15 protein-coding genes are annotated in these 17,905 nt (G+C 59.2%); 7 read left to right on the forward strand and 8 right to left on the reverse strand.

Annotated elements, in window-relative coordinates:
* Window positions 1-44 precede the first annotated feature (44 nt).
* From ACYQ6M_RS22310 to ACYQ6M_RS22325, 4 genes are all read right to left on the reverse strand, one after another.
* Window positions 45-1,940: an extracellular solute-binding protein gene (locus tag ACYQ6M_RS22310; RefSeq protein WP_228870187.1), complete on the reverse strand. Its 1,896-nt coding sequence runs from the start codon at window positions 1,938-1,940 to the stop codon at window positions 45-47.
* A complete protein-coding gene (locus tag ACYQ6M_RS22315) occupies window positions 1,937-3,817 on the reverse strand; it encodes an extracellular solute-binding protein (protein ID WP_022999059.1) in 1,881 nt (626 codons plus the stop codon). The genes ACYQ6M_RS22310 and ACYQ6M_RS22315 overlap by 4 nt, the downstream gene beginning before the upstream one ends.
* Before the next feature lie 109 nt (window positions 3,818-3,926).
* Window positions 3,927-5,348: a diguanylate cyclase gene (locus ACYQ6M_RS22320; protein ID WP_208992167.1), complete on the reverse strand. Its 1,422-nt coding sequence runs from the start codon at window positions 5,346-5,348 to the stop codon at window positions 3,927-3,929.
* Between the two features lie 157 nt (window positions 5,349-5,505).
* Window positions 5,506-6,057, reverse strand: a complete 552-nt coding sequence (locus ACYQ6M_RS22325) for a c-type cytochrome (RefSeq protein ID WP_022999061.1) — start codon at window positions 6,055-6,057, stop codon at window positions 5,506-5,508.
* A gap of 185 nt (window positions 6,058-6,242) precedes the next feature.
* Here ACYQ6M_RS22325 and ACYQ6M_RS22330 point away from each other — a divergent pair, with 185 nt between their 5' ends.
* Genes ACYQ6M_RS22330 through ACYQ6M_RS22340 form a run of 3 tightly spaced genes read left to right on the forward strand, consistent with a single transcriptional unit; the run spans window position 6,243 to window position 8,943 of the window.
* Window positions 6,243-7,022 (forward strand): 3-deoxy-manno-octulosonate cytidylyltransferase, encoded by a 780-nt coding sequence (locus tag ACYQ6M_RS22330; RefSeq protein WP_460075621.1) that lies wholly within the window; start codon window positions 6,243-6,245, stop codon window positions 7,020-7,022.
* Window positions 7,019-7,909, forward strand: coding sequence for a prephenate dehydratase (locus ACYQ6M_RS22335; RefSeq protein WP_022999063.1), 891 nt, complete (start codon window positions 7,019-7,021; stop codon window positions 7,907-7,909). Before ACYQ6M_RS22330 ends, ACYQ6M_RS22335 begins: the two co-directional genes overlap by 4 nt.
* 32 nt (window positions 7,910-7,941) lie before the next feature.
* Complete coding sequence (locus ACYQ6M_RS22340; protein WP_022999064.1) at window positions 7,942-8,943, forward strand: adenosine kinase; 1,002 nt, start codon at window positions 7,942-7,944, stop codon at window positions 8,941-8,943.
* Window positions 8,944-8,992: 49 nt separating this feature from the next.
* Here the strand turns inward: ACYQ6M_RS22340 and ACYQ6M_RS22345 are convergent, their stop codons facing one another.
* Window positions 8,993-10,345 (reverse strand): amidase family protein, encoded by a 1,353-nt coding sequence (locus tag ACYQ6M_RS22345; RefSeq protein ID WP_460075624.1) that lies wholly within the window; start codon window positions 10,343-10,345, stop codon window positions 8,993-8,995.
* A 154-nt stretch (window positions 10,346-10,499) separates the two neighbouring features.
* A complete protein-coding gene (locus ACYQ6M_RS22350) occupies window positions 10,500-11,978 on the reverse strand; it encodes a pyridoxal phosphate-dependent decarboxylase family protein (protein WP_460075626.1) in 1,479 nt (492 codons plus the stop codon).
* Between the two features lie 242 nt (window positions 11,979-12,220).
* Between ACYQ6M_RS22350 and ACYQ6M_RS22355 the strand changes: the two genes are divergently transcribed.
* Entirely contained in the window at window positions 12,221-13,699 is a 1,479-nt protein-coding gene (locus tag ACYQ6M_RS22355; RefSeq protein ID WP_460075628.1) for a winged helix-turn-helix domain-containing protein, read from the forward strand.
* Window positions 13,700-13,762: 63 nt separating this feature from the next.
* On the opposite strand, the gene ACYQ6M_RS22360 is transcribed toward ACYQ6M_RS22355, so the two are convergent.
* Both ACYQ6M_RS22360 and ACYQ6M_RS22365 read right to left on the reverse strand, forming a co-directional pair.
* The gene (locus ACYQ6M_RS22360) at window positions 13,763-14,515 is read right to left on the reverse strand and encodes an SDR family oxidoreductase (protein ID WP_460075630.1); all 753 of its coding nucleotides are present in this window, start codon (window positions 14,513-14,515) and stop codon (window positions 13,763-13,765) included.
* A 185-nt stretch (window positions 14,516-14,700) separates the two neighbouring features.
* Window positions 14,701-15,054: a cyclophilin-like fold protein gene (locus ACYQ6M_RS22365; protein WP_197923149.1), complete on the reverse strand. Its 354-nt coding sequence runs from the start codon at window positions 15,052-15,054 to the stop codon at window positions 14,701-14,703.
* Between the two features lie 379 nt (window positions 15,055-15,433).
* Here ACYQ6M_RS22365 and ACYQ6M_RS22370 point away from each other — a divergent pair, with 379 nt between their 5' ends.
* The 3 genes from ACYQ6M_RS22370 (at window position 15,434) to ACYQ6M_RS22380 (ending at window position 17,873) form a co-directional block, all read left to right on the forward strand.
* On the forward strand, window positions 15,434-15,889 hold the full coding sequence (locus ACYQ6M_RS22370; protein WP_460075632.1) for a (R)-mandelonitrile lyase: 456 nt from the start codon (window positions 15,434-15,436) through the stop codon (window positions 15,887-15,889).
* Window positions 15,879-16,889: a PQQ-dependent sugar dehydrogenase gene (locus ACYQ6M_RS22375; protein ID WP_460075634.1), complete on the forward strand. Its 1,011-nt coding sequence runs from the start codon at window positions 15,879-15,881 to the stop codon at window positions 16,887-16,889. The genes ACYQ6M_RS22370 and ACYQ6M_RS22375 overlap by 11 nt, the downstream gene beginning before the upstream one ends.
* 87 nt (window positions 16,890-16,976) lie before the next feature.
* On the forward strand, window positions 16,977-17,873 hold the full coding sequence (locus tag ACYQ6M_RS22380) for a LysR family transcriptional regulator (protein ID WP_055659269.1): 897 nt from the start codon (window positions 16,977-16,979) through the stop codon (window positions 17,871-17,873).
* Window positions 17,874-17,905 lie beyond the last annotated feature (32 nt).

Below are 17,905 nucleotides of genomic sequence, written 5' to 3' on the forward strand. Positions count from 1 at the left end.
TTGTCTTGGCCTTCTGGAGCGGGCCCGAGGTTTCGCTGGAAATATTACCCGGCTTTGCCGAGTTTTTCCGCCTTTTCCTTGTCTATCCACCACAGTTCTTCAACCGGGAAGAAGTAGCGCGGAGTTTCTTCGGGAAAGCCGTAGACATCCCACATGGCAACAGTGTGGACGTTCTTGAACCATTGCGGGATCCAGTAATGACCGGCCCGCAACACGCGGTCGAGGGCCCGCGCCGCGTTGGTCATCTCATCGCGCGTTGTCGCCGCGATGGCCTTGTCGATCAGCGCATCGACAACCGGGCTGGATATGCCGGATGTGTTGTAGGTGCCCGGAATTGTCGCCGCCTTGGAGCCCCACATCTCGCGAATGGTATCCGACAGTGTCGGCGAAAGGCTGAGCCTGCGGCTGGCGATATCAAAGTCGTAGTCGTTGAGCCTGGCCTCATATTGCGCCGGATCCACGATCCGCAGGCTCGCCTTGATGCCGAGCCGTTCCAGGTTCTTGATCATCGGATTGACGATCCGTTCGTAAGCGGCGGTGTTGTTCAGGAACTCGATCGTCAGCTGATTTCCGTCCGGGCCGATCAGGTCGGTCCCCTTCCGGGTAAACCCGGCTTCGGCCAGAAGTTCGCTCGCCCGTTTCAGCAGCTTGCGGTCATTGCCGGATCCATCGCTGACGGGCTGCATCACCGCTTCGCCGAAGACAGCCTCCGGCAACTGGTCCCGGAAGGGCTCCAGCAATGCAAGTTCCGCGGCCGAGGGCATCCCCTCCGCCTTCATGTCGGAGTTTTCGAAGAAGGACTGGGTTCTCGTATAAAGCCCGTAGAACAGGTTCTGGTTCGACCATTCGAAATCGAAGGCATATCCAAGAGCCTCGCGCACGCGCGGGTCCTTGAACTTGTCGAGCCGGGTGTTGATGAACCAGCCCTGCGCCCCTGACGGCCGGCCATCGGGAAACTCGCGGCGGATGACCTTGCCTTCTTCCACAGCCGGAAAATTGTACTCCGTCGCCCAGTTCTTGGACGTGAATTCCTCGCGGTAGAATGTCTTGCCCTTCTTGAAGGCTTCGAATGCCGTCTGGCGTTCACGGTAGAACTCCACCCGTATAACCGCGAAATTGCAGTGCCCGACCCTGACCGGCAGATCCTTTGCCCAGTAGTTTTCGACCTGGTGGTATTCGACATAGTGACCGACGGCATGTTTTCCGACCTTGTAGGGACCGGAGGACAGGGGCGGTGTCAGGGTCGATTGCTTGAAATCGTAGGCGGTGTAATAGCGCTTGGAGAAGATCGGATAATCGGCTGCAACGACGAGCGGCAGGTTGCGCGACTGCGAGCCGTCGAACTGCAGCGCGACCTTGTGATCGTCCAGAATGACCGCGTCCTTCAATGACGACAACGGCTGGCTGAGCATGGGGTGACCGTCGGCCTTCAGAAGCAGAAGCGAAAAGGCGACGTCCTCTGCAGTCAGTTTGGAGCCGTCGTGAAACCTGGCTTCAGGCCTCAGACTGAACGTGAAGACGTTGCCGTCCTCCGACACCTTTACCGTTTCCGCCAGCAGGCCGTAGACCGCGTCCGGCTCATCGTAAGCGCGCACCATCAAGGTGTCGAAACACAGCTCCATGCGGGGCGGGGCATCGCCTTTCAGGATGAAGGCATTGAAAGTGTTGTAGGTCAGGACATTCTGGTTGAAGTACCAGTAAGGCGCCTGAAACGAGAACGTTCCGCCTTTCGGAGCCAGCCGGTTGACATAGTCGAACTGGGTGAAATCCGGTCCGTATTTCAGATCGCCGAACACGGACAGGCCGTGTACGGGACCATCCGGATAGGCGGTTTGTGACGCGAAGGCCGTGGACACCGGCCAGGGTGCTGCCGACGCAAACGCCGCGGCGCTGCTCATTTGCAGGAAACGGCGCCGGGAAGTCGTCAGAGCCCCACTCATCGCGCAGCTCCCGTCTTGGCGGCCAGGGCCTCGTCGTACCACCAGATGGTCGGGAACCCGGTGCTGTATTCCGGCATCTGTTGCGGATGGCCGAAGCGGTTCCAGCGTGCCGTGCGAGTTTCGTCGGAATAGAACTGCGGCACCACATAATGGTTCCACAGCAACACGCGGTCGAGCGCGCGGGTGGCAGCCACCAGCGTTTCCCGGTCTTCGGCAAAGATGACCTTGTCGATCAGCTTGTCGATTGCGGGGTTCTTGATGCCGGCATAATTGGCCGAACTTTCGTTATCAGCAGATTCAGACCCCCAGTACTCCCGCTGCTCGTTTCCGGGCGACAGGGACTGACCGATCGCCAGGACCACGGTGTCGAAATCACGGCTGCGGACACGATTGACGAACTGCGAGGTATCGACCAGACGCAGGATCGGCTTGATGCCGATGGCTTCCAGGTTCTGCGAATACGGCAGAAGAGTGCGTTCGCTGGCCTTGTCACGGTAGAGGAATTCGATGCTGAGCTGTTCGCCGGTTTTCGGATCGACCATCTTGCGGTCTTTCAGCTCATAGCCGGCCTTGCGGAGCAACTTGACGGCTTCACGCAGGTTCGCGCGCACGTTCTGCGGATTGCCGCCAACCGGGTTCTTGAATTCTTCCGTGAAGACTTCGGGCGGCACCATGTCCCGCACTTCCTCCAGGATCTCCAACTCCTTGCCCTGCGGCAGACCGCTGGATGCCAGCTCCGTGCCGGCGAAATAGGAATTGACCCTCTTGAGAAGATTGGCGGAAACGATCTCGTTGGTGGTTTCGAAATCGTAGGCATAGTTCAATGCCTGACGGACATCAGGGTTCTGGAATTTTTCACGGCGCTGGTTCAGGAAGAACCCCTGCATGACGCCCCTGGACTTGTCCGGGAAGATTTCCTTCACCACCCGGCCATCCTTGATGGCTGGGAAGTCGTAGCGCTTGGCCCACTGGCTCGAGCTGCGCTCGGTATGGAAGTCGTACTGGTCACCCTTGAAGGCTTCGAACTGCACGGAATCATCGAGGAAGGAGATGTAACGGATCTCCTCGAAATTATCGGTTCCGACGCGGATCGGCAGGTCCTTTCCCCAATAGTCCGGCACGCGCTCGTAGATCACCTGACGGTTGGGCGAGAACTCTTTCATCTTGTAGGCACCGGAACCGAGTGGCGGCTCCAGAGTGGTGCGGGAGATGTCACGCTGTTCTCCCTTGCTGTTCGTGCCTTCCCACCAGTGTCTGGGCAGGACAGTCAGCTGGCCCATGATCTTGGGAAGCTCGCGGTTTCCGCTGACATCAAAGGTGAAACGCACGGTGCCATCGCCGACAATCTCGGACTTCTGGACATTCTGGAAGTAGTACTTGCGCTGCGGGTCCAGCTCGATGGACTTTTCAAACGACCAGATGACATCGTCGGCGGTTACCGGCTCGCCGTCATGCCACCTTGCATCCGGGTTGAGCCTATATTCGACCCAGGAATAGTCGTCGGGAAAGCGGACCGCTTCGGCCAAGACACCGTATTGGGCACTGATGTCCTCTTCGTCCAGAGAAGGCTCCATCAGGCTTTCGTAGATATTCAGGATGCCGGGGGCGATATTGCCCTTCTGCGCCAGAATGTTGAACGTATCGAAACCGCCGCTGGCGGCTAGCCGAACCGTGCCGCCCTTGGGGGCATCGGGATTGACGTAATCGAAATGCCTGGCATCGGCGCCGTATTTGGGTGTTCCGTTGAGGGCGGCCGCATGATGCCATTCCGGTTCAGCTGCGACAGCCGGTACGGATCCGATCCCCGACATCACCACCACACTTGCCAGTGCAAGCCCAGCTGCGGCCCGCTTCCCTACATGCCATTTGAACACCATCGGCTTCTCCGTCCCCTTCCGGTTCCTGAACCCAAATCACGGGTTTAGAGAATCAGTGTAGGGACCTGTTGGCCCTGCGTCACCTGCTGGCTGCCGAGATGACAGAAATTTAACCTGTCTGGGGGAGGCCGTTTCCGGGAATATCCTGTGAATTTCTCTTGGACTTTGCCTTTTGCGCGTACATTCTACCGTCAGCAACCCTAAGTAAATCTTCCACCGTAGCGGCATCGCCGGGATAGCTTGCGGAACCAATACTGGCCTTCACGTCGATACGGGCACCCGAATACTCGAAAGCCTCGGTCACACGCTCACCAAGTCGATTGAGAAAGGTGTCCTTCTCCTGGCGTCGCATGTTGCCTGGCGTCAACACGATGAACTCGTCGCCACCGACCCTGGCGACGGTATCCGTCTGCCGGATCTGGTTCTGCAGCCGCTGTCCGACCTCGATCAGAAGCTGATCGCCAACTGCGTGACCATAGTTGTCGTTGACCGGCTTGAAGGCATCCAGATCGACGTAAAAAATCTCGAAGCCCGCGCCACTGCGCTCGCACATGGCGGCAAGCTGGTGCATGCGGTCTTCCAGCAGGCGCCGGTTCGCCAGTCCTGTCAGCGGGTCATGCAGCGCCATGGAGCGAACCTTGTAGACCTCGCTGATCAACAGAAACGCCATGGCGCCAAAGACGAGCGAGATCAGGCTGCCGACGAGTTGCGTGATCCAGACCTGGTTGCCCGTGCTCGACCAGCCGGCCTCCGGAAGGCCGACAAGCTCCCAGTTCAGACCGCCGGGAAGATGCAGAGGCAGGGACACATGGTCCTTTTCAAGGAGAGACTGGCTGCCGAAAATCATGTTGTTGGAGGCAACCGCGCTCCGGTTCACAAGGCCGATGCGGATGCCGTTGATGACATCCGTGATGCCGGCAGTCTTCATCATGCCCTCTTCGTCCAGCACCAGGGTGGCGACACCCCAGTAACTGCGCTCCTTGAGCGGTTGTCCTAGAAAGCTGGCTGGAAAGATGGGAATTCGGATCAGGAGGGCCCTGCCCCCCTGCACAAGTTCCAGTGGGCCTGCAATAACGACTTCACGCGTCACCATGGCCTGCTGGATTGCGGGCCACTGCGCCGTGTTCATGCGGTAGTTCAGACCGAGCGCCGCCTGGTTTGGCTCCAGCGGAAACACCGCGCGAAGAATGTTGTTGGGTGCCAGGCCGATAGAGCGGATGGACGGATTTTCCTCGATCAGTTCGACCGCGATTTCCCGGTAGTCTTCCATATCGAATGGCTGTTCGACGAACTGGGACACATAGGCCCGGATCCCGAGACCGTGGGCCACTGTCCGGTTGATTTCGCCTTCAAGGCGCGCCCGCGCTTCGGAGAGCGAGGCGACGGCCTGACGTTTGTGCTGGGAAACAAGTTCGTTGCGAACCAGTTGACCGACATGCGCAGTGACGGCGATACCAGCGAGAAAACAGACGGCAGCAACGATGGAAGCGATCCACGTTCCATTCGACTTAGAAAATACATTCCTCGTCAAGTTGATGCCCATAGGGTCCTTGCCCGACCTTAGCCCACTTTCAACAGAACTACGTAACGTAAGATTTGTTAATTTTTCTTATAAATCAAATAAAAAAGCCGGGTAGTTAACCCGGCTTCTCTACAATTCAAGTCACGTCTGCGATGTCGACGAGATTTTACTCGGTCGGCAGCGGTGCAGGCGAATCGGCCTGTTCACGAAGGTAGGCAATCAGGTCTGCCCGGTCTTCCGGTTTACGCAGACCGGCAAAACCCATCGTGGTGCCGGAGATGAAGTTCTTCGGGGACTCCAGGAAGTGATCCAGCTCTTCGTAGGTCCACTCCGGATTTTCTTCACCGAATGCGGTCATTGCGGAAGAATAGCCGAAACCTTCGTGAGAACCAGGCTTGCGGCCGACGACATCCCAAAGACCCGGGCCAACCTTGTTGGCACCGCCCTGCGTGAAGTCGTGGCAGGCGGCGCATTTCTTGGCCACCTTCGCGCCGTCTTCAGCAGATGCTTCGACCAGGCGCTCGGAGATCGGCACCACTTCCGGAACCGCGCCGACTTCCGAGGTGCTATCCTCTGCAGACGCCACGACGATTTCATAACCCGGTTTACCCGGGATCGTCGGATGGAAGATGATGTCGGAGACAATGCCGACACCCATAGTCAGAATCAGAACCATCAGTACCGCACCAGCGGCCTTGTTCAGCGTGAAGGAATCCATTCTCTCCGGCTCCAAGCTCATACGCGTCCGGGCCCGCAGCGTCGCTGCGACCCCTATCAGCTTTTCGAATTTTGCCGGAACCTACAAATTTTTTGACCTTGCTGTCCATAGCTTTAAAAGGGCATCTGATACGACAAACGGACGCGGCACGTGTTTTTTTGCATTTCTTCCGCCCGTCCGGCTCCATGGAGACCCGATTGACCGCTGCTCTTGTGATTATCCCGGCCCGCCTCGCTGCCACCCGACTGCCGCGCAAACCGCTTGCCGACATCTGCGGAAAACCCATGATCGTGCGTGTTCTGGAACAGGCCCGCAACGCGGATATCGGCCCGGTGGCCGTTGCATGTGACGACAAGGACATTTTCGAAGCGGTGCAGGACCATGGCGGCAAGGCAGTCATGACGCGTGCCGACCACGCTTCCGGATCTGATCGCATTCACGAGGCAGCGGGACTGATCGATCCGGACGGAAAGCACGATATCATCCTGAACGTGCAGGGCGATGTGCCGCTGATCGCACCGGAAGCCATCCGGGCTGCCTTTGCACCGCTCGCCATTGCCGATGTCGACCTGGGCACCATCATGACCGAGTTCACCAATACCGCCTTCCGGGACGATCCGAATTTCGTCAAAGCAGTCACCACGCCCAACGGCCACGGCCATCATCGCGCGCTTTACTTTACCAGGGCCGTCGCCCCGCACGGTGACGGCCCGTACTACCACCACATCGGCATCTATGCCTACCGCAGGGCGGCCCTGGCGAAATTCGTCCAGCTGCCGCCTTCGCCGCTGGAACAGCGTGAAAAGCTGGAGCAGTTGCGGGCCCTGGAAGCGGGCATGCGGATTGATGCCTCCGTCATCGACAGCGCGCCGATGGACGTGAACACGCCCGAAGATCTGGAACGAGCCCGGGCGGCCTATCAGACAAACTGGCGAAAGACTGCCGAAAGGCGGAAAGACATATGACCGACAGAAAAAGAATCGTGTTCCAGGGAGAAACCGGTGCCAATTCGCACATGGCCTGCCGGAGCGTTTATCCCGATTACGAAGCCATCCCCTGCGCCACCTTCGAGGACTGCTTTTCGGCCATGGCCGACGGGTCGGCAGACCTTGCCATGATCCCGATCGAGAACTCCGTTGCCGGCCGCGTCGCGGACATTCATCATCTGCTGCCCAAATCTGACCTGCACATCATCGGCGAATATTTCATGCCGATCCGGTTTCAGCTCATGGCGGTCAAGGGTGCAAAGATCGAAGACCTGAAAAAGGTGCAAAGCCATGTGCATGCCCTTGGCCAGTGCCGGAACGTGATCCGTGAACTCGGCCTGACGGCCGTCGTCGGCGGCGATACCGCGGGCTCCGCCCGGCAGATCGCCGAGCTGGGTGATCCCAGCGTCGGCGCTCTTGCGCCGGAAATGGCCGCCGAAATCTACGGTCTGGACATTCTGCGCCGGGATGTGGAGGATGAGGCGCACAACACGACCCGCTTCGTCATTCTCTCGCGCGACAAGATGGAGGCCGCGCACAACGGCCAGCCAGTCATCACGACCTTCATCTTCCGGGTTCGCAACGTCCCGGCAGCGCTCTACAAGGCCCTGGGAGGATTTGCCACCAACGGGGTCAACATGACCAAGCTGGAATCCTATCAGCTTGAAGGGCAGTTTTTCGCGTCGATGTTCTATGCGGACGTCGAAGGCCATCCGGAAGATCCGAAGGTGGCCCTGGCGCTCGAGGAGCTGGCCTTCTTCTGTGCCGAGCTGAACATGCTCGGCGTCTACCGGGCAAGCCCGTTCAGGGACAAGATCAGGGAGCCGGAATCCAACCGTGCTCTCCGGCCCAATCCCTACTCGTAGCGGCGGCTACCCGACACCACCAGAGGAACTCTATGACTGAAACAAGATTTGATGCCCTGTGCATCGGCAATGCCATTTGCGACGTCTTCGCCCATGTCGAAGAGGATTTCCTGCTTCAGGAAAACCTCGTCAAAGGCTCCATGCGCCTGATCGACACCGACGAGGCAGTACGCCTGTTCGACAAGATGGGACAGACCGTCCGCATTTCCGGCGGCAGCGCCGGCAACACGGCGGCTGGCATTGCCTCGCTCGGCGGACGCCCTGCCTATTTCGGCAAGGTTGCCGAGGACGAACTGGGCGACAGCTATTATCACGACATGAACGGCACCGGCGTCTATTTCAACACGCCCCGCCTCAAGGAAGGCAAGCCGACCGCCCGGTCGATGATCCTGATCACGCCGGACGGCGAACGCACGATGAACACCTATCTGGGTGCATGCACCGAATTCGGCATCGCCGATGTTGACGAGGAAGTCGTTGCCGCCGCAGCCGTCACCTACATGGAAGGCTATCTGTGGGACCCGGCAGACGCCAAGAAGGCGTTCCTGAAAGCTGCGGAAATCGCGCATGCAAACGGTCGTCAGGTGGCGATCACCCTGTCCGACTCGTTCTGTGTCGACCGCTACCGCAGCGAATTTCAGGCCCTTCTGACCGATGGTGTCGTCGACCTGATGTTCGCCAACGAGCATGAGCTGAAGGCCCTTTACGAAACATCGGATCTGGACAGTGCGGTAAATGCGGCCCGGGACTCCGGTGCCCTGACCGCCCTGACCCTCGGCGAGAACGGTGCGATGGCAATCAGCCGCGAGGAAACCGTCAAGGTTCCCGCGCAGACTGTCGACAACGTGGTTGACCTGACAGGCGCTGGCGACCTGTTCGCCTCCGGCTTCCTGTTCGGCCTTGCCCGCGACTACAAGCTCGCGGAAGCCACGGAACTTGGCTGCCTGTGTGCCGCGAGCGTCATCAGCCACGTCGGCGCCCGGCCGGAACGGGCCTTGAAAAACATCGCCGGCCAGAGCGGTTTCGAGATCTGAACCTTTTCAGGGGCGGCCTTCGGGCCGCCCTTTTCAGAACCGGTACCTGCTACCGACGCATGCCGTGTTCCTTCGATTGCATTGCTTCAATCGCCGCCGCGATTGCCAGCACCTTTCGATCTGCCCCCGGTAGCCCATCGATTTCCAGGCCTGCGGGTACGCCGCGAACACTCCGTGCCATTGGCAAACTCACGCCAGGGGCGCCAAAGAATGTCGCCGGCACCGTGTTGCGCATGGTCTTCCAGACAGACACTTCCTTGCCGTCAACGACGACACGCCCTTCTTCACCCAGTGCCGTTGCCGCAATCGGTGTCGTTGGAAAAATGATCGCGTCAAGTTTGTACTGCTCCAAATGCGCGCAGTATTGCTTGCGACACCGGGGGAGCGACACGGAAATCACATGCTTGTATCGTGCTGCCAGGTCCTTGGCGTCCGCACCACGCAAAGCCTCGTCGAATTCCTCACGAACGTATTGCCCGGCTATGCCGGCAACGAGCGACCGAACATCGACGGCAGCGCCAGAATCCGACAAGTACTCTTCCAGCGATCTTTCCAGCTCCCACGCACGGATTGGCTCCGACATTTCGCCAAGCCAGCTTGAAACCTCCGGCATCTCTGCCTCAACCACCGTGACACCCCAAGAGACAAGCTGGTCAACGGTTTCCTCAAACACCTGGGCGACGCCGCTTTCCAGGCCGGACAGGAAATACTTTCCGGGAAGGCCAAGCCGCAGGCTTCGAAGGTCGATGGCAGGCCGCTCACTCTGCCCACACAAAACGGCATCCAGAAGCAGCAGATCTTCTGCAGATCGCGCAAATGAACCAGGCACATCGCGCGTTGGAAACAAGGGCATGACACCGTCAGTCTTGTAGCGGCCACTTGTGGGGCGAAAGCCGAAAACCCCGCAAAATGATGCCGGAATTCGCACCGAGCCTGCCGTGTCCGTGCCAAGAGCAGCCGGAACCAGACCCGCGGCTACGGCAGCGGCAGAACCACTGCTGCTTCCCCCCGCTGAACGAGAAGGATCGTGTGGGTTTCGAACGGGGCCTGTGTGATCGTTGTTGCTGGTGATGCCGAAGGCGAGCTCGTACATGTTGGTCTTGCCGAAGACCAGTGCCCCGGCTTTTTCCAGTTTCGTGACCACCGATGCGGTCCTGTTGACCACGTGATCTTTCAGGCCTGGCGTTGCAGCAGTCGTCGCCATGCCGGCAACGTCGATGCAGTCCTTGATGGCGACGGGAATGCCATGCAGTGGCCCCAAAGGCCCACCATTCGCCTGGTGCTCATCGGCCTTGCGCGCAGCGCTGCGGATATTTTCCGGGGCAAACTGGGTGAAGGCATTCAGGTCAACGAACCGTTCTGATCTTTCAATCAACGCCTCGACATAGTCTCGGCATGACATTCTGCGGCCTCGAAACATCTCCACTGCTTCAACAACTGTCAGCCGCCAAAAATCCATGTCGGTTTCACCCCAAGCATCGGAACCTTCGTATCATCGCTGGTTTGCAGCCCTTGTCACTTGCTGTTCTCAAAAATAATGAAGTTGGCCTACCCGGTTAGGCGGCAACTTCAATCGCGTCTGTAACGCGCAAAATTTCCCTGACAAGCAACTCGAGGTCATCGCTTCGTGTGCGATGGTTGCAAATGGCGACGCGAAGGCTGTGACGACCCCTGACAGTGGTATCCGAGAGCGCTGCAATGCCTTCCTCCTGAAGGCGAAGCATGATTTCCGTATTCAGAGCTTTCAGCGAAGCTTCGTCCATTCCGCCCGGGTCGTACCGAAAATTCACGATATTGATCACGGTCGGGGCCATGAGCTGCAGCCGCGGTTCGTTTTCGATCCTTGCCGAGAGCTCTTTTGCCTGAGAGATGTTCTGATCGATCAGGCGTCCGAATTTTTCGACGCCGTTTTCCTTCAACGCCATCCAGATCTTCAGTGCTGCAAATCCCGCGGATGTGCCCATGTTGAGATCGTGCAGAAACGGCGCACCGGCGATCCCGCGAGGTTTCTCCTCCAAGTATTCCGGCGACAGGGTAAAGGCCTTTCGGTGAGCCTGGGCATCGCGCACCAGCGCGCACCCTGCAGTAAACGGAACATGCAGCCATTTGTGCGGATCGAGCGCCAATGAATCCGCGGTCTCCAGTCCGGCAACAAGCCCGCGGCTTTCCGGAGCAATCGCGATCAGGGCACCGATGCAGCCGTCGACATGAAACCAGAGCCCCTCGCGTTTGCACAAGGCACCGATTGCATTCAGGTCATCAATGGCGCCCGTGTTTACGGTGCCTGCAGTCGCGATCACGCAAGCAGGCTTCTTCCCGCTGGCGCGATCGCCGGCTATCGCTTTTTCCAGTGCTGAAAGATCAATGTTTCCATCAGGTCCGGTTGCGACACGAACCAGCGCCTTGTTGCCAAGCCCCAAGGCTTCAAGCGACTTCTGGTGGCAAGAGTGGACCTGATCGGATGCGTAGAAACGCAACTGCGAGGGGATTGCCGCCACCCCTTCGCTTCGAACATCCACACCCGCCATCTGGTTGCGGGCAATGGTCAGGCCGATCATGTTCGCCATGGATCCACCGCTGACGATCGTACCACTTGCCCCTTCGGGAAACCCGACCATCTGCTTGAGCCAACCGACGACCTGTCTGTCGACGAGGGCAGCCGCCGTGTCGCCGCCACCAAGATTGGAACCGTCGATAGCAGCCAGGAAGTCCGCGAGTGCACCTGTAAAGCTGCCCGATCCCATGAACCACATCCAGAAGCGCGGATGCAGATTTCCCATCGAGTAGGGAAGCAGGTCTTCCTTGAGTTCCTCCAGGACGTTGTCGAGCGACGTAGGTGCTTGGGGCGCGCCTCCGGTAAATCTGGCGCGCACCTCGGGCGGCATCTGGCGCCAGAGTGGTCTGGAGCGAACGTTGCGGATATGCGCGAGCGAATACGCAAGCGCCTTTTGCGCCGTGGCTTCCATCCGGTCCCAATCATCAGGATCAAGCGTTTCCTCGGCCTTACGGGATACGGCGCCTGCCTCGTTTATCATTACTGCTCTCCCTCGATTGGAACGAACGCACGGAATGCGAATTGCGACCGCGATGGTCATCGGCCCAGCTGATGCCTGCGACTTTCAACGCGGGCGGTGCTGCTCGTTTGACCTTCCGCCTTTCGTGGCCTGGAAGCTTGGAGAGAACCTTCAGAAAAACTTTAGAACCCCCGATTTTTTGATAATCTCGAGGGATGCTATTCCGTTTTGACACTTTCGAACTGGATACTGATCGGGTTGAGTTGAGAAGATCCGACGGCACGGCTGTGCCTCTGGAACGGCAAGTCTACCAATTGCTTCTGTTGCTGGTTTCCAACGGCGATCGGTTGACGACACGTGACGAGATCGTCGAAAGCATATGGGATGGTCGGCCCATCTCCGACGCCGCGATCGACAGCCGCATCAGCGCCGTGCGTGCCGCTGTCGGTGATGCTGGGCGCGAACAACGGCTGGTGCGCACAGTTCACGGCAAAGGTTTTCGCTTTCTGGGACGTGTCACTTTCGGGCAGGCAGGTCCTGAGCGCACCGAGCGAGGCCCGCCCTCGATCGGCATCCTGCCGCTTCAGACCTACAAACCGGATCCGGACCTTCAGCTTCTGGCCGAAGCCTTGCCGCACGAACTCATCCTGCAGCTGTCGCGCTTGCGCTGGCTGACCGTCATTTCACGTGGCACGACATTTCGCTTCCGGGCCCTGCCGGAGGCAAAGGCGGAGACGATCGGCGCAGCCCTGGATGCCCGCTACCTTCTGTTCGGTCAGCTTGAAAGAGACGGTACACACTTTGCGGCAACGGTTCAGTTGCTCGACACGGACTGCGACACCGTCGTCTGGGCGGAACGGTACCTGCTTGCGAAAGACGATCTTCTTCATGCACGGGCTGTCATCGCGAGTGCGATCACTGCGGAAATTGATCTCAGAATTCATGCGCTCGAAGCTGCCCACGCCCAGAAAACGGGGACGGACCAGCTCGACGCCTGGTCGTCGTATCACCTCGGCCTGCAGCAGATGTACCGCTTCAACGCGAATGCCAATGCGGTTGCCGCAACGCATTTCCGCAGGGCCGTCGAACTCGACCCCAAGTTCGCCCGTGCGCATGCAGGCCTGTCGTTCACCCGGTTCCAGGACGCATTTGCACACTACGACGGCGACCGAGAGGCGGCCCTCACACAGGCCAAGGCCCATGCGGCAAAAGCGATGGAAGCGGATTCCTTCGATCCGTTTTCGAATTATGTCTGGGGACGGACATTCTGGCTGGATGGTGAGCTGGATACCGGCATCGTGCACATTGAGCGTGCCGTATCCCTCAACCCGAATTACGCACAAGGACACTATGCGCTCGGCTTTCTTCAGGGGTTGTCGGGAAACGCGGAAGAGGCGATTTCGCGCGGCCGTCTTTCCTACCGCCTGAGCCCTCTTGACCCGCTGGCCTACGGAACATTCGGCACGCAGGCCATGGGTTTCCTGCATCAGCACAGGCTTGCCGAGGCTGCCGAAATGGCCGAACGCAGTGCGCTGACACCGGGAGCCCACTACCTCGTCAGCATGATCGTCGTTTCATTTGCAACCCTGGCCGGACAAACCGAACGGGCCGAGCGTTGGGCGAAAGATGTACGGTCCCGACGTGCCGACGCGACCAGGCAAATGTTTCTGGATGCTTTTCCCTTCAAGGACCCGCAATGGCGTGCCCGTATCGATGCCTCATTGGATGCGCATGGTTTTTAACCGCGTGTGAGACCGGTGACGGCAGCGTAAATTTGCCGCCGCCACCGGTCATTTCACCGGGTCTTACCAGGGCTGATTGGCCGGACCGACGGTGAATTCGTTGACCGTCGTGTCCTCCGGCAGCGACACTGCAAACTCGACGACCGCCGCGATCCGGTCGGCGGAGATGCCGTACTGGTCGTAAAGGGCCTGGAACGCTTCGGAACTGCCCTTGTCGCTGATCGTATTCAGAAGTTCGGTGTTGATTGCCGCCGGGTAGATGGTTGCCGTGCGGATGTTGGTGCCTTCCATGGCAGATTCCATCCGCAGGACTTCCATGAACGAGCGCACGAACCACTTGGTGCCGCAATAGACCGCGCCGCCAGGATAAGCCTTCAGACCTGCAACGGAAGAGGTCGCGATGACATGGCCGGACTTCTGTTCGGCAAAGGTGGGCATGACGGCTGCAACACCGTTCAGCACGCCCTTGACGTTGACGTCGACCATCTGCTCCCACTCGTTCGTCTTGAGTGCGGAAATCGGCGAGGACGGCATGAGCCCCGCGTTCAGGAAAATGACGTCGAGTTTTCCGTAAGTGTCCTTCGCCAGTTTGACGATAGCCTCGTTTTCAGCCGGTACGGTGACGTCCAGCTCCTGATAGATGGCTTCGCCGCCAGCAGCCTTGATCTCGTTCGTGATGGTTTCCAGCTTGTCGGTGCGCCGTGCACCCAGCACGATCTTCGCCCCCTTGCTGGCCAGCAGCTTTGCGGTTGCTTCGCCGATGCCGGAGGAGGCTCCGGTAATGATGACGACTTTTCCCTTGATGTTGTCAGACATGATAGTCTCCTTGGGTTCTGAGAGTTCTTGTTCAGGCAGAGGAATGGCCCGGTTCACCGGGTCCAGACAGATCCGTTCTGCCGAAGCGAAAGCGTTTTCGAAGGTGTCGAAAATGAAGACACCTGCAGTCAGGCAATCCCGACGGGTGGACAGCCCGTTCCAGAATTTGCCGGTCTTTGGTCGTATCAGTCAGCCGCTTCGATGCGGACCGAAAGCGGTCCATCACCCAGAAGGGCATCGATCGACCCGTCGAATGCGCCGAGCCTCACGAGACCGCGGGAATTCTGAAACGGCTTGTAGAAGATCGCGATGTTTCCCCAGGGCGCGTAGTGCGTGATGTCACCCTTTCGCGGCGTGTAGCTTGCCGGGGCTTCGGAGATATCGAGCTTGCGTGGCAGGTCCGCGACCTTTTCTGTCCCGTGATAGTCGGTCAGGGTCAGGTCGAGTGGCAACAGGGCCGCGAAGTCCCTGCCGGCGAGCGTATCGTCAAGCGTCGCCGGAAGCACAACGTCTTCTACGATCACCTTGATGCGGATCATGCGAGCCTCGTTCGATGGTTCGGTTGCGTTTCCGGAAGCCCCCGCCCCAGCGCAAAACAGTGTCATTGCCAACGAGAGCAATCTTGACCTGAAAGCGGGCATTGCGGGGTTCCTCCGTTCTGTTGTTTCCAATCTAGGCGTCAGACCGACAAGGATTAAGCCCCCTCCAGGTACTGCCTCTCATGAGCAGCACTCATTAATCCGCGCCCAGATCACACCGGAAGGAGTGGAGCTCGTGGACAGACGGACAGCTCCACCGGGTTCATGAGTGATCCTCATGACTGCTTCCGACAGAGCCACCATTATCCACGCGTGCGTCTTGCCTACGTTCTTGAGGAAGGCCGAAAGGCCGCCTCACGACTGATGGAGACGACCTGAGATGAAACGCACCCTTGCAACGCTCGCACTCGTTCTTGCGGCTCCGGCTGCATTTGCACAATCCATGGAAATAACCCGCTCCGAAACCCTGGCGGGCCAATTGGGAAGCGGCGACTATTTTACCGGTACAGCCTTTGTCGCCCCTGTTTTCCCGCCCGTCATGAACGATGTCAGCGCCGGTCACGTCACGTTTCTGCCCGGAGCCCGCTCCGCCTGGCACACGCATCCTGCGGGCCAGATGCTGGTCGTGACATCGGGGACCGGCTGGGTGCAGGAGCGCGGCCAGGAAAAGCAGATCATGCAGGCCGGTGATGTGGTCTGGTGCCCGCCTGATGTTGAGCATTGGCACGGCGCGACCGACACCACGGCCGTTTCCCATTACGCAATTCAGGCGACGGTTGACGGGTCCGCCGTTGCCTGGGGCGATCATGTGACGGACGAAGAATATGGCCAGTAAGCTTGCCGTCCACTTTTGTGGCGTCTTGTTTGCGATGCTGGTACCGGTGTCCGCCTCTGCAGCGGACACCGTGCTGAACGGCCTCGACTATCCCTGGGATATCGAAACCCATGGCGGCAAGATCTATGTGACAGAGAAGAGCGGAACAGTCGGCATTCTTGCCGAAGGTTCCTTCACGCGCCTTCCCGTCGAGACCAGTCAGCCGATCCTGGATGACCGCGGCGGCGGCCTGCTTGGTCTGGCCATCAGCCCGGACTTCCCGGACACCGGCCGCATCGTGCTCTTCCAGCACTACGGCACCCCGGACGCCCGGATGAACCGTGTCATCGAGGCCGAACGTCTCGGGGATCGATGGAAAGAGACACGTGTTCTTATCGACGCCATTCCAGGCCACCCGCTTTACAACGGCGGACGCGTGGCCTTCGGTCCCGACGGCATGCTTTATGTCACCACCGGTTGGACCGAAAAGAGGGAGCGTCCGCAAGACCTCGGCAGCCTTGCCGGGAAGATATTGCGCGTGACGCCGGACGGCGATGTCCCTTCGGACAATCCGTTCGCAGGTTCACCGGTCTGGTCGCTCGGCCACCGCAATCCCCAGGGCCTTGCCTGGGACGCCTCCGGGCAGCTCTTCGCAGCCGAGCACGGCCAGTCCGGCCATGACGAGGTGAACCGGATTGAGCGGGGTGGCAACTACGGCTGGCCGCTGATCCAGGGCGATGAAACCCGCGACGGCCTGCTCGCACCGCTGGCGCATTCGGGCCAGAGCACCTGGGCGCCTTCCGGCCTGACCTCGGACGGTGACCGGCTGCTTCTTGCGGGCTTGAGAGTGAACGGAATTCTGGAAGTGACCACCGATGGCCGGGTATCCGAAGCCTACCAGGCCGGAGAACGTATCCGGGACGTGCTTGTGTCGGATGGCGTGATCTATGCAATCACCACAAACCGGTCTCCCCGGCGGGAAGGGGCTTCTGAAGACAGGCTGATCCGGCTTGATCCCTGATTTCATAATCGATGGACCTCATGAGCCCGGCACATATATGTGGGAGAGACAGTGATGATTCTGGATGATCAGAACGGGACCTCCCACATGCTCCGAGAAAATATCAATGATCTCATCGCGCTTGCGGCTGTTGCGGAGGAACGCAGTTTCACGCGGGCCGCAGCGCGGTTGAACGTGTCTCAGTCCGCCCTGAGCCACACGATCAAGGGACTGGAGCAACGCCTGGGCCTGAGGCTTTTGACGCGGACGACCCGGTCGGTCGCTCCCACGATCGAAGGCGAAGACCTTCTGGCTACCCTGACACCATGCCTCGAAAAGATCGAAGCCCGGCTTCAGGCACTCAACGATGCACGTGACCAGCCCACAGGAACAGTAAGGATCGTCGCCACGGAATATGCCATAGAAAGCCTCCTCTGGCCGAAGCTGTCTCCGGTTCTCAAGGCCCATCCGCTGGTCAATGTCGAATTCGTCATGGACTACGGTTACACGGACCTTGCCGATTCCCAATGTGACGCAGGTGTGCGGTATGGCGAACAGGTCAGCGAGGGCATGATCTCGATGCGTATCGGTCCGGACGAGCGTATGGTCTGTGTCGGATCACCCGACTATCTGGACAGGGTTGGCGAGCCGGAAACACCCCAGGATCTCGCGGACCATAGTTGCATCAACCTGCGGCTTTCCACCCATGGCGCACTCTATGCCTGGGAGTTCGAAGACAAGGACGGCAACGAAATCCGGGTGAAGGTAAAGGGACAAGCCTGCTTCAATACGATCAACCCGGTCATGCGTGCGTCCGTGGACGGTCATGGACTGGCACTGGTTCCCGAAAGGCTGGCGCAGGAACATCTTGCGGCCGGAACCTTGCGCACATGTCTTTATGACTTCAGCCCGTCGTTTCCCGGTTTTCACCTTTATTACCCCAGCCGGCAAAAGCCCTCGTTCGCCTTCCAGGTCGTCCTGGATGCCCTGCGGGACCGTGGTTGAGACCACTCATGAGGTGACGTCATGAGTGGCTT

This window comes from Roseibium sp. ROS1 (genome assembly GCF_054658215.1).